Source organism: Bosea sp. PAMC 26642, assembly GCF_001562255.1.
Taxonomy (GTDB): domain Bacteria; phylum Pseudomonadota; class Alphaproteobacteria; order Rhizobiales; family Beijerinckiaceae; genus Allobosea.
Genome location: NZ_CP014301.1, coordinates 4,947,035 through 4,959,595 on the forward strand (window position 1 = coordinate 4,947,035; position 12,561 = coordinate 4,959,595).

At 66.3% G+C, this 12,561-nt stretch carries 11 protein-coding genes; 7 read left to right on the forward strand and 4 right to left on the reverse strand.

What is annotated here, in order from left to right; all coding sequences use genetic code 11:
* The 5 genes from AXW83_RS23715 to AXW83_RS23735 all read left to right on the forward strand — a co-directional run bounded on the left by AXW83_RS23715 (position 1) and on the right by AXW83_RS23735 (position 6,261).
* Entirely contained in the window at positions 1-927 is a 927-nt protein-coding gene (locus tag AXW83_RS23715) for an ABC transporter permease (protein WP_066618246.1), read from the forward strand.
* Positions 924-2,888: a dipeptide/oligopeptide/nickel ABC transporter permease/ATP-binding protein gene (locus tag AXW83_RS23720; protein ID WP_066618248.1), complete on the forward strand. Its 1,965-nt coding sequence runs from the start codon at positions 924-926 to the stop codon at positions 2,886-2,888. Before AXW83_RS23715 ends, AXW83_RS23720 begins: the two co-directional genes overlap by 4 nt.
* Positions 2,885-3,994, forward strand: coding sequence for an oligopeptide/dipeptide ABC transporter ATP-binding protein (locus AXW83_RS23725; RefSeq protein ID WP_066618251.1), 1,110 nt, complete (start codon positions 2,885-2,887; stop codon positions 3,992-3,994). The genes AXW83_RS23720 and AXW83_RS23725 overlap by 4 nt, the downstream gene beginning before the upstream one ends.
* Before the next feature lie 19 nt (positions 3,995-4,013).
* Positions 4,014-5,219 carry an NAD(P)/FAD-dependent oxidoreductase gene (locus AXW83_RS23730; RefSeq protein WP_066618254.1) on the forward strand — a complete coding sequence of 402 codons (1,206 nt, stop codon included), beginning with the start codon at positions 4,014-4,016 and terminating at the stop codon, positions 5,217-5,219.
* 79 nt (positions 5,220-5,298) lie between these two features.
* Positions 5,299-6,261, forward strand: a complete 963-nt coding sequence (locus AXW83_RS23735) for a M14 family metallopeptidase (protein WP_066618257.1) — start codon at positions 5,299-5,301, stop codon at positions 6,259-6,261.
* Positions 6,262-6,394: 133 nt separating this feature from the next.
* Here the strand turns inward: AXW83_RS23735 and AXW83_RS23740 are convergent, their stop codons facing one another.
* From AXW83_RS23740 to AXW83_RS23750, 3 genes are all read right to left on the reverse strand, one after another.
* Positions 6,395-7,081, reverse strand: coding sequence for an ankyrin repeat domain-containing protein (locus tag AXW83_RS23740; protein WP_066618260.1), 687 nt, complete (start codon positions 7,079-7,081; stop codon positions 6,395-6,397).
* A 312-nt stretch (positions 7,082-7,393) separates the two neighbouring features.
* Entirely contained in the window at positions 7,394-8,344 is a 951-nt protein-coding gene (locus AXW83_RS23745) for an IS481 family transposase (RefSeq protein WP_066611647.1), read from the reverse strand.
* Between the two features lie 429 nt (positions 8,345-8,773).
* A complete protein-coding gene (locus AXW83_RS23750; RefSeq protein ID WP_236841757.1) occupies positions 8,774-9,469 on the reverse strand; it encodes a DeoR/GlpR family DNA-binding transcription regulator in 696 nt (231 codons plus the stop codon).
* Positions 9,470-9,818: 349 nt separating this feature from the next.
* On the opposite strand from AXW83_RS23750, the gene AXW83_RS23760 reads away from it, so the two are divergent.
* Positions 9,819-10,715, forward strand: coding sequence for a PfkB family carbohydrate kinase (locus AXW83_RS23760; protein WP_066618273.1), 897 nt, complete (start codon positions 9,819-9,821; stop codon positions 10,713-10,715).
* A gap of 117 nt (positions 10,716-10,832) precedes the next feature.
* Here the strand turns inward: AXW83_RS23760 and AXW83_RS28070 are convergent, their stop codons facing one another.
* On the reverse strand, positions 10,833-10,961 hold the full coding sequence (locus tag AXW83_RS28070) for a hypothetical protein (RefSeq protein ID WP_257722107.1): 129 nt from the start codon (positions 10,959-10,961) through the stop codon (positions 10,833-10,835).
* Between the two features lie 10 nt (positions 10,962-10,971).
* On the opposite strand from AXW83_RS28070, the gene AXW83_RS23765 reads away from it, so the two are divergent.
* Complete coding sequence (locus tag AXW83_RS23765; protein WP_156640349.1) at positions 10,972-12,390, forward strand: class II fructose-bisphosphate aldolase; 1,419 nt, start codon at positions 10,972-10,974, stop codon at positions 12,388-12,390.
* Positions 12,391-12,561 lie beyond the last annotated feature (171 nt).

The following is a 12,561-nucleotide window of genomic DNA, read 5'->3' on the forward strand; positions in this document are numbered from 1 at the left end:
ATGTTCGTTCTCAGACGCCTCTCCAGCGCCCTGCCGACGTTGTTTGCGGTCTCGCTGCTGGTCTTCTTCTTCGTCGACCTCATCCCGGGCGACCCGGCGCAGATTCTGGCCGGGCCGACCGCCTCGAACGAAGAGATCGAGAGCATTCGCACGTTTCTCGGCCTCAACGAGCCCTTGCTGACCCGCTATGCGCAGTTCCTGCGCGGCATCTTCGACCCCTCGGTCGCGACCTCGTTTCGGACCCACCGGCCCGTGGTCGTCGAACTGGCGGAGCGCCTCCCCAATACGCTGATCGTCTCGATCGGCGGCCTCGCGCTCGGCGTCCTGCTCGGGACGGTCGCGGGCATCGTTTGCGCCATGCGGCCTGGCGGCATCGCCGACGCTGCGATCACCGTGCTGACGCTGGCGGGGATCTCGATGCCGATCTACTGGCTTGGCCTGCTCGGCATCTGGTACTTCGCCGTTCATCTCGGCTGGCTGCCGGCGGCCGGCGCTTCGACGCCGCTGCACTTCGTGCTGCCGATCCTGGTCATCGCGACGCGGCCGGCGGCAATGTTCAGCCGCCTCGTCGCGACCAGTCTGACCGAAAGCATGGGGCGCGACTATCTCGATACCGCCCGGGCCAAGGGCCTTAGCGAAACCCGCGTCGTGCTGTTCCATGCGCTACGCAATTCGCTGATCGCCGCCGTTAGCGTCGCCGGCGTGCAGTTCGGCGGCATGCTCGGCGGCTCGGTCGTCACCGAGACGGTCTTCGGCATTCCCGGCGTCGGCCGTCTCCTCGTGGATGCGGTCTCCCGCGCCGACTATCCAGTGATCCAGTACGCGATCTTGATGTTCGCGGTCTTCTTCGTCGCCATCAACCTCGTCACCGACCTGCTGACGCAGTGGCTCGACCCGCGCACACGCGAGCAGGAGAGACCGGCATGAGCCTGGCTCAGGACATGGTCGCCTTGCCCCATCGCGCAGAGCCCGTCCCCGCCAAGCCCAACGCGGCCTGGACGCTGCTGCGGCGCATCCTCGCGCAGCCGAAGGGCGCGATCGGCCTGACGCTGGTCGTGCTCTATCTCGCGCTTGCCATCGTTGGCCCGGCGTTGGCGCCGCAGGATGCCTTCCGGCAGAACTTCGCGCAGACGCTGCGTCCGCCGTCCGCGGCCCACTGGTTCGGCACCGACCAACTAGGCCGCGACGTCTTCAGCCGCATTCTGGTCGGAGCCCGCGCGACGCTCGGCATTGGCGTCGGCGGCGTCGTCGTCGCCTTCCTCATCGGCGTTCCGCTCGGCATCCTCGCGGCCTGGCGCCGCGGCTGGATCGAGGCTGTGCTGATGCGCGCCATCGACGTGATGCTGAGCTTTCCCGACATCGTCTTCGCGCTCGCGGTCGTTGCGATCCTGGGAGCGAGCACCCAGAATGTCATCATCGCCGTCGGCGTCGTATCGATCCCTGTCTTTGCCCGCACGGCCCGTGCCGTGACGCTGAGCGTGCTGGCCGAGCCCTACATCGAAGGTTCGGTCGCGCTCGGCGCCAGCCCCGCCCGCGTCATCCTGCGCCATGTGCTGCCCAACATCTCCGGCATGCTTCTGACGCTCTCGACGCTTCTGTTCGCCTCGACGCTGCTCTCGGCCTCGGGGCTCGGTTTCCTCGGACTCGGCACCCAGCCGCCCTTCCCCGAATGGGGCACGATGCTCGGCGAAAGCCGCTCCTACATTCGCAGCCACCCTTATCTGGCGACCTTCCCCGGCCTGTTCCTCGCCGTTTCGGCGCTCGCCTTCAACCTGCTCGGGGACGCCCTCCGGACCATCTACGACCCGACCAGCCGTCGCGGCGCCCGCCGTCTGCCGCTGCTGGGCTTCCTGCGCCGGCGCAAGCCCGTGCCGGCTTCGACGACCGAGGCCCCCTCCGGCCCCGATGCGCCCATCGTCGCGGTTCGCGACCTGCACCTCGCCTTCCGCACGGCCGATGGGCTGCTCGACGTCGTGCGCGGCGTCGACCTGACGATCCGCGCCGGTCGGACGCTGGCGGTCGTCGGTGAATCCGGCTCCGGAAAATCGACCCTGCTGCGCGCGATCGGCACATTGGCCAATCCACAGGAGGTAGCGATCACCGCAGGCAGCATCGCGATTGGCGGCGAAACCGCACTGGGCCTGCCCGCCGCTGCCCTGCGCGACCTGCGCCGGCGTAAGATCGGCGTCGTGTTCCAGGACGCCGCCAGCGCCCTGAACCCTGTGCTGACCATCGGCCAGCAACTCGGCGAGGCCGTGCGCGCCTGCCATCGCCTTGACCCACAGGCGGTCCGGCAGCGCTGCGTCGCGCTGTTACGCGACGTGAACATCGCCGATCCCGAGCGCCGGCTCGACATGTATCCGCATCAGTTTTCCGGCGGAATGAAGCAGCGCATCGTCATCGCGATCGCGCTCGCCCAGGATCCTGAGCTGTTGCTGGCCGACGAGCCGACCAGCGCGCTCGACGTCACCATCCAGCAGCAGATCCTGGTGCTGTTGCGCGAGATCCAGCGCAAGCGCGGCATGGCGATCCTGCTCGTCACCCACGATCTTAACCTCGTGGCGCGTTTCGCCGACGACGTTGCCGTGATGTATGCCGGGCGGCTGGTCGAAAGCGGCGCCATCGAGACGGTACTGGAGCGGCCGCTGCACCCCTACACCCGAGCGCTCCAGGCCTCGGCTCCCGGCGCGGCAGAGGAGCGCGGCAAGCCGCTGCGGAGTATACCCGGCGAGCCCCCGCTGGTCGGCCGCCTGCCGGACGGCTGCGCCTTCCGCCCGCGCTGTCCGCGCCATGCCGGCCGCGCGGAATGCGCCGCTCAGGAGCCGCCCGAGCGGTCGGTCGCCGAGCGTCGTGTCGCCTGCGTATTTGCCGAAGAGGGGTTGGCATGAACGCGCCCTTCCCCATGCCCCGAGCGCCCAGCGCCAGCCGCGACGACGTCATCGTCGTCGAGCGGGTGAGCCGCGATTTCGGCGGTGGCAAGGGTCTTTTCGGCCTCAGGGCCACGCCGGTCGTGCGTGCGGTGGACAACGTGTCCCTTAGTGTCCCTCGCGGCTCTTGCTTCGCCATCGTCGGCGAATCCGGCTCCGGCAAGAGTTCGCTTGCCCGCCTAATCGTCGGCCTGCTGCGCCCGACCGGCGGCGAGGTTGAAATCGACGGCACCGCGCTCTCCTCGCTCGACGGTGCGGGGCTGCGCGCCATGCGCCGCAAGGTCCAGCTCGTCCTGCAGGATCCGCGCGCCTCGCTCGATCCACGCATGACTGTGTTCGACATCCTGGCCGAAGCGCTCACCGTGCACGGCTTGCACCGCGAGCGGAACGCGCGGCAGGAACGGATCGAGGCCGTGGTCGGCATGGTCGGGCTGAACCAGGCGCATCTGGCGCGCTACCCGCACGAATTGTCCGGCGGCCAGCGCCAGCGTGCCGCGATCGCCCGCGCTATCATCTGCGAGCCGCAGATCCTGGTGCTCGACGAGCCGGTCTCGGCCCTCGACGTCTCCGTCCAGGCGCAGATCATCAATCTGCTGGCCGAGCTGCAGGCGCGGCTGCAGCTGACCTATGTGATCATCACCCACGACCTGGCGCTGGTCGCCCATATGGCGGACGCGGTCGGCGTCATGTATCTCGGCAGCTTCGTCGAGCAGGGCGACGTCGGCGACGTCTGCGCCGCGCCGCGTCATCCCTATACGCAAAGCCTGATGGCGATCGCGGCCCACGCCTCGCCGCTGGACCGCGACCGCTCTGCGACCGTACTCGAAGGGTCGATCCCAAGCCCCCTCGCGATCCCGTCGGGCTGCAGCTTCCACACGCGCTGCCCTCTCGCGAGAACACTGGCAAGAGCCTCCGGTCCGACCGGTGGCGAAACCGTCACGACATCCGATGGGCCGCTGCCCAGACCCTGCGTCGAAACGCAGCCCCTTCCCCACCCTGCGCCGGGAGGCCGCAGCACGGCGAGCTGCCATTTCGCAGACCGTCACCTCCCTGATCAAAACTCCTGAAACGACGAAGGATCGATCGATGTCCGATCACAGCAACGCCTCCGAAATCGTGATTGTCGGTGGCGGCATCTACGGCACCAGCCTGGCGTATCAGCTTGCCGGCGCCGGCAAAACGGTGACGCTCCTCGAAGCGGGAGAGGTCGCCGGCGGCGCCTCCGGTGGGCCGGGCGAACGCGGCGTGCGCGCCAATGGCCGCGACCTGCGCGAACTGCCGGTCTGCGCGCTTTCCCAGCGGCTCTGGGGTGAATATCAGCAGTCGATCGACGGGGGCGTCGGCTTCCGCAGGGTCGGCGGCCTCAAGGTCTTCGACATCCCCTATGGCCACCGCGAACACGAGGTCCGCGGCCGCATGGCAACAACCGCAGCGTCGCAGGCGAGCCTCGGCACGCCCTCGCAGGTGCTGACGCGCGACGAAACCCTGGCACGCGAGCCCGAGCTCGCCGCCGGGACCATCGGCGCGATCTACTGTCCCAATGACGGCGTCGGCGACCATGGCTTCGCGACGCGACAGTTCGCGAAGGAGGCCGCCAAGGCGGGCGTCGTCATCCGCACCAACGCCCGCGTAACCGGCATCGTGCAGTCGCGGGGAGTCGCGACCGCGGTGACGCTCGCTGACGGCGAGACCGTTCCCGTCGGCGACAAGCTGATCGTCGTGGCGAACGCGGGCGCCGAGGCGCTGCTGAAGCCAGTCCTCAAGCCCTATGAGTTCGGGCCGGTCTGGAACCTGATGCCGCAGATGCTCTACGTCACCAACCCTCTGAACAAGACGGTCAATCATCTGCTTTCGCATGCGCATCGCCGCCTGGCGATCAAGCAGTTGCCGGACGGTGTGCTGATGCTGTCGGGCGGCGCTCATGTCGCCTATACGCCCGAGGGTCTCTGGAAGGGCTCCCTTAGCGCGATGACGCAGAACGTCACCGATGCGATTCTGACGATGCCCTTCATCGACAGTTCGAGCTTCGTTAAGGCCGACGCCTCGCGCGTCGAGACGGTCACGGCCGATCTCATCCCTCTGGTCGGGCAGGTCGAGGCGCTGCCCAACCTGATCTATGGCTATGGCTGGTCGGGCCATGGCTTCGCGATCTCGCTCGGCTTCACCAGGCTCATGACGGAATGGGTCGTTTCCGGCCGGAAGCCCGAGGCGCTGAACCCGTTCTCGCCACGGCGCTTCCACGAGCCGGCGCGCTTCGCCGCCGACGTCACGCTCAGCCGCGTCGCGGCCTGAGCGCTTCCTCATCGACGCCATCACACGAACGGAGGCGGCAAAAGCCGCCTCCGCGAGCCATCAGGATTGAAGGACTGCCATGCTGCCCGCTCTCGACCTCACCGCTCCCGGCAAGACCATCCACGATCTCGGCCCGATCGCAGGCCCGCTCGACGGCGTCGCAGGCGATATCCTTTGCTGCATCAACAATGGCAAGGGACCGTCGGTGCTGCTCCTGGGCGGCATCCATGGCGACGAATACGAGGCGCAGATCGTCCTGCGTCGCCTGGCTGAGCGCCTCGCTCCCGCCGATGTCACGGGGCGCATCCTTATCGTGCCGTCTATCAACTTCCCAGCGTCCGAGAAGGGCAAACGCCTGTCGCCCTTCGACGGCCAGAACATGAACCGCTGCTTCCCCGGCAAGGCCGACGGCACGCCGACGGAGCGCCTCTGCGCCTTCGTCACCAGCCAGCTGTTCCCGGCTGTCGATCTGCTGATCGACGTGCATGCGGGTGGGAGCGATGTCTCGGTCGTACCGATGGTATTCGGCTTCGCCACCGGCAGCAGCAAGGTCGACGACGCCCGCCTCACCGTTCTGATGGAAGCCTGGGGCTATCGCTTCGTGCAGCATGTCGACGGCATCGACGAGACCGCCTGCGGCGCGGCCAAACTGGCCGATCTCGCCTCGATCGAGGTCGAGGGCGGCGGCGGCCGGATGCATACGGTCGAGCTGGAGATCATGGAGGCCGGCCTGCTGCGCGCGTTGGCGGCCTTTGGCGTGCTCGAGCCGCAGCTTCCGCAGATCCCCTTCGAAGGCGTGCATTTCACGGCGGGTCCGGAGGGACAGTATCTGGCGTCCCGCCCAGCCCTGGTCGAACACTGCATCTCGCTCGGGGACGAAGTGGCCAAGGGTCAACTCGTGGCACGGCTTCACCCGACGATGGGACGCAAGGCGACGGCGGAAGATGTTCTGGCCCCTCTTCCGGGCTATGTGCTCCGCCAGACAGAGCACGCCTTCGTCCACAAGGGGCAGCTAATCGGCAACATCGGGACGCCGCTCTGATGCTGTAGTGAACGGCGGCGCGCTCCGCTGTCCCTCTGCGCCAAGAACGGAAGTCGATTGCTTACTCGAAACCGGACTTTGCACACAACACCGGGGTGCTAGGTGATCCTTCAGCAAGCGTTGGTGACGGCCATCATCTGCCTTCCAGAATGCGAACCATCGCGCCATAGCCGCGCTGGCGCGCCATCTCGATGGGTGTGACGCCGTTGCGGTCGCCAATGTCCCGCCTGGCGCCTGCCGCCACAAGATGGCTCACGGTGCGTTCATGCCGTGCGCCGCCATCGCCAAGGATGATGGCCTCGATTAGTGCGGTCCAGGCCAGGTTGTTGACGTGGTCAAGCGCAGCTCCGGCCTCGATCAGCATTCTTACGATCTCGTCATGGCCGAGATGGGCGGCGGCAATCAGCGCAGTGCCGTCATAGGGGCTGGTTATCGCCCTGGGATCCGCGCCGATCGCAAGAGCCACGCGCATCGTTTCGGCATCGTCCGCCACGGCGGCGATAGTGACCGTGTCGTAGCGCTGGGCATCAAGGGCGCGCGGATCGGCCCCGAGCCTGACCAGCGTCCGCATAGCCTCGCGCTGCCGGGCATGGGCCGCGATATGAAGCGCGGTCCGACGCTGGCCGTCGCGTGTGTCGACTACTGCACCAGCCGCCACCAGTCTTTCGATAGCGGCGACATCGCCTATCCAGGCGGCCGACTGCAGGCCGTCATACGCTGCGATTTCGGCGGCGGAAGGTGGCGTCTGCGCCGAGGTCGGCACACCGGCAAGGACCAGCACCAAGCCCAGCGCGAGCATGGCGGTAAAACGGCGCATCATCTCGGCGTCTCCTGTGGCGCGCGTCGAGTAGCCTTCGCAAGGCCGTGAGGCGTGCCGTGTGGGGCTGGTCACGCGACTTGTCTTAGCCATCATCGTCTATCGCGAGGATGACGAGAGAGGCGATTTGTGCGTTTGACTAGGCGAGGGGGCGGACGCCTAGCCCTCGGAATGATCGGCAGCATTCTTGGTGCAGGGCGGGTTCAGTCCGCCGAGACGGGCGGTCCACGGACCTTCTACTATTCCGGCCCGCTCAGCGACCATTTCGACGGCGCGCGCTTCTTCAATCCCGATCGCAGGGCCGAGCCTCGGGGCCTAGGTGTTCAGTCCCAGCATGTCATGGCTTGGCTGACGAACGAAGAGCTCTGGCTTTTCGACGCTGATGGTTTTGATGGCCTCGAGTGGCGTTTTGAAGCGGAGTGCCTTTAGCTGTTTGGCGTAGTTGTAGGCGAGCAGCCAGTCCCGGACGTGGCGTCGCAGGTCGTCGATCGAGGCGTAGTGGAAGGCGCGGACGGTCGCCTCCTTGATCGTGCGGACCATCCTCTCGGCCTGGCCGTTGGTCCACGGATGATAAGGCTTGGTGAGCCTGTGCTCGACGCCGCGCTCGGCACAGACCCGCCCAAAAACATGAGCGACAGAGCCGCACTCGGCCTTTTTGTCGTGCTGGACGAACTGAACACCGTTGTCGGTCAGCACGGTGTGGATCCGGTAGGGAACGGCCATGAGCAAAGCCTTGAGAAAGCCGGCCGCGACCAGCTTCGTCGCCTTCCGGTATATCCGGGCGAAGACGAGCTTGGAGGTCCGATCGACCGCCACAAACAGGTAGGCCTTGCCGCCCTCGTAGCGCAGTTCGGCAATGTCGATGTGGAAGTAGCCGATCTCGTAGGCCTTGAACCGTTTGGGCTTCTCGCGGTCGGCCTTCGGCAGGCGGGAGATGCCATGGCGCTGCAAGCAGCGATGCAGCGACGACCGCGTCAGATGCGGGATGACGTCCTTCAGCGCGACGAAGACGTCGTCCAGCGGCAGACGGGCCTGGACGCGCAGCGCCACGATCGCGGCCTCCTCAATCGCGGAAAGAACTGAGCTACGTCGCTCCTTAGGGCCCATCGGCTCGTCCTCGACCACCGCGCGCGACCGCCACTTCCTCACGGTCTTCTCGTTGATCCCGAAGCGCCTTGCGAGCTTCGCGGACGAAGCTTGCGATCGCTGTAGCTCCGCTCGAACGGTGTGCGTCGTCTTGGCGCTCCCGTGAAGAACCTGGCCCATAGCGCGTCCCTCTCCAACGGCGACAAAGATACGCCATCACACTGCGGGACTAAACACCTAGCGCGCACGACGATGTCGGCTTCGCCAGTCAGCCGCAGCAACCATGATCATGCTCGACGATAATCGAATACAGAGAGCCGATTAACAGAGCGACTTTACAATGCCGGCCGGGTTATCCTCGATCCATATCCGGAACCGCCGCGTTCGGCTTTGGTACTGCTGTCGCGAGATCGGGCCGAGCCAAGCTCGCGGGCTTTCTGGCCAGGGTCAGTCCGCGACTGCTGCTCTACGAGCGTTACAACGCCTTTCTTGGCCTGCTAGCGCGGTTTGCCGACCGCTCGCGCGCCTAGGAGCAAAAGTGTCGTCGCGCCAAGGCGCTTGCACAGACCGGCGGTATAGGCTCCCCGGGCAGGCTTGTGCCGCCAGTCCTTACTCCGCGACAATCAACTCGCAGCCGGCGCCGTCGATCATGCGTGCGCGCGCTTCGACCGGCGCGCGATCGGTGATCAATGTGTCGATGTCGCCGAGATGGGCTAGCCTGCACGTCGCTACGCGGCCGAACTTGCTGTGGTCCGCCAATACGACCTTGCGCCGCGCATTGCGGAGCATGACCCGCCCAACGGCAACCTCCTCGTCGCGGTATTCGAGCAGGTTGCCCTCCGGATCGATGCCGCCGATGCTGGTCAGGACCAGGTCGCAGCGGTAGTTCTCAACGAAATCGACAGCCGGCGCGCCGGCCACGGCCCGGTTATGGCCCATCCAGAGGCCGCCCGTGATCTGGATGGAGATACCTGGGCAGTTCTCCAGGATCGCCGCAGCGGCCGTGCTGTTAGTGATGACCCGCAGGCCTCCGGGGGCCTTTTCGGCTATGGCCTTGGCAAGGGCATCGGTGGTCGTTCCCGGCGTTAGAAACAGGGAGCTGCCCGGCTTGACGAAGGCCGCAGCCGCGCGGCCGATAGCGGCTTTACCATCGGCCGTCTCGACATGACGCAGCCCGTAATCGGCATTGGCCGTGCTGAGATTGGCGCTGGCGCCACCATGATGACGCCGCAACAGACCCCTGTCGGACAGATCCTGCAGGTCGCGCCGCAGCGTTTGCGGCGTCACGTTGAAGGCAGCGACCATCTCCTCGATCGCGAGATAGCCGCGCCGACTGAGAAGTTCGAGAATCTCGCCGTGGCGTTTGCTGAGCTGGTCCATCCTGGCGGCAAGCCATACAGCGCATCCGACGATCGAGGCAATGCGCGTAATCGAAAATGGCTCTTGCGAAAAGGAATATTTGCTGCATCATCGGGTGCGCGATGGCGAAAGCTGGCGCGAGGTGACAAGCGGCCGGGCGAGAGCGATGGACCGCAAAAAAAGATCTGGGACGGAACATGATTGAGGATCGGCGCAGACCGGCCGGCTTGGAGCCGGCCAGGACTGACATGCTGCGCGCCGGACGCCTTTGGTTCGGGCCGGCGGGGCGAAACCTGTGAAGCGCAGGACCGTCTGCGTCGGTAATCTCGTCCACGACGAGGTGTTTCGCGTCGACGCGCTGCCTGCGTCGGGGATCAAGACCGGCGTCCAGGGTTACCAGTCGCGCTTCGGCGGCCCGGCCGCAACGGCTGCGGTGGCGATCTGCCATCTCGGCGGCGTGGCGTCCTATTGGGGCCGGGTCGGCGCGGACGCCGCTGGCGAGGCGGCGATCCGGATCATGGGCGAGCATGGTGTCGATTGTGCAGGCGTCGCGATGATCGCCGAGGGTCGGACCCTGCGCGCCATCGTCATGGTGGACGATCGCGGGGAGCGCAGCATCGTCTCCGATCGCCGAAGCCTGCCACCCGATGCCACCGTGCTGCCGATCGATCCCCTCGACGACGTCGCCGTCGTGCTCGCCGACACGCGCTGGCCCGCCGGCGCCAGGATCGTGCTCGATCGCGCGCGCGGAGCCGGTATACCGACCGTTCTGGATGCCGACGGCGGCAGCCACGACGACAACGAGCGCCTGATCGAAGCCTCCGACCATGTCGTGTTCTCCAGCGAGGGCCTGCGCGATTTTGCTGGCGACGGCACTCCCGAGGACCTGCTGCGGCGCTGTGCGCGGCGGTACGGCCAAATTCTCGCGGTGACGCGCGGAGCGGCCGGCAGCCTCTGGTTGCTCGACGGCGAGATCGTCGCAGTCCCGGCGTTCAAGGTCGTGATCGCCGACACGACCGGCTGCGGCGACGTCTTTCACGGCGCCTATGCGCTGGGGCTCGGCGAGGGCATGACGCCGATCGAGGCGGCCCGGCTAGCAAGCGCGACGGCGGCCCTCAAGGGCGAGAGGGCACAAGGCTGGAACGGCATGCCCGATCGCGAGGCCGTGCTTGGCTTGATGGCAACCGGATGAAAGGTCGAAAACGAAAATGATGATTGCGATATCGAAGATATCATGCATCTATCTTCGTCATGCGGATGGATCTCCCGAAACGAGAGGCATCATGTGCCACGACATCAAGACCGAGGATCAACACCAATTACCCAGCATGATCGTCACATAACGCCGCGCGACGAGACCTAGAACGCGCACCGTCACCTGACGATCGCTCTCCCCGCCGGACTGACGCTTCAGGCCGGCCCTTTCGATTTCGAACATGTTCTAGAAGGTGTCATTCTCCATGGGCTGCGCGTCGCTCGCCGAACTCACCGCCGACCTCGAGAGCCTGAAGGTCGATCTCTCGTCCTCCTCTCCCGACTTCTCGAAAGCCCGGCGCCCGTCCGATGCGATGATCGACCGCTGGGCCGAGACGGCGGCGCTGGCGGAGCCGCAGGCGCGCGCTCTTGCGATCTGGGCCATCCGCAGCGCGGCGCTGGCTGCGGGAATCGTGCCGGCCTCGGTGCAGGAGCTCTATCTCGCGCGGGCGGCCGGCGCGTGGGGAGGGCGAACGGTTCCGGCCATGAACCTGCGCGGCTGGACCTACCATACCTGCCGGGCGGTCTTCCGCGCCGCCAGGGAGATGGACGCCAAGCTGTTCATCTTCGAGCAGGCGGTCGGCGAGTCGATCTATGCGGCCCAACCTCCGGCCGAGTACACGGCCGGCGTGCTCGCCGCGGCGCTGCGGGAGGGCCATGAAGGACCCGTCTTCCTCCAGGCGGACCACGACCAGGTCAATGCCAGCGCCTACGCCAAGGACGGCCCCGCCGAGATACGCAAGCTCGAGGCCATCATGCGCGAGCAGATCGAGGCGGGCTTCTACAGCATAGACATCGACGCCTCGACCGTGGTCGACCTCTCCCTCCCGAATGTCCGCGAGCAGCAACGACTCAATGCCGAGCTGACGGCCCATTTCACGCAGTTCGTCCGTGGCATCGAGCCCGAGGGCGTGACGATTTCGCTGGGCGCCGAGATCGGCGAGGTCGGGCACGAGAACACGACGCCCGAGGAGCTGCGCGAGTTCATGGCCGTCTACCGTGAGGAACTGGCGGCCAAGGACAAGGCCCTGGAACCGGTTAGCAAGATCAGCATCAATTCCGGCACCTATCACGGCGGCAAGATGCAGCCCGACGGCAAGCTCGCCGACGTCACCGTCGACTACGAGTTGCTGAAGACGATCTCGGACATCTGCCGCGGCGAGTTCGGCATGGGCGGCGCGGTCCAGCACGGCGCCTCGACTTTGCCGGGCCATCAGCTGGCCAAATTCCCGGGCACCGGCGCCGTCGAGATCCATCTCGCGCTCGGCTTCACCAACCTGACCTTCGATCACCCCGCCCTGCCGAAGGCGTTCGCCGACGAGATCCGGGACTACACCTTCGGCAACCATGCAGGCGAGCGGCAGAAGGACGAGACCGACGTCCAGTTCCTCTACAATGTCCGCAAGAAGGCGTGGAAAGTGATGAAGGCGCGCTACTGGGCGCTGCCGGAGCCCGTCGGCGCGCAGGTGATGACGTCGCTTCAGGGCATGTTCCGCGACATGTTCACCTGGATGAACGTGGGCGGCACCTCGGTGCTCGTGCACGAGAACACCACGCTAACGAAAGTAGCGCCGCCGCTGCCCGACACCCTTCGCAAGATCGCCGCGGAATAGGCCGCGCCCGCGACGAGATGCCTGCCCAGAAGAGCGGCCGCGCAAAGCGAAGCCGCCACGTCAAGAAAACACACCGAGGAAACGACAACCGAGAACGAGGAGGACGTCCATGACCCTGCATCGTAGGTCATCATTGCTGACGCTTGCCGCAATGACATTCGCTTCCCTTAT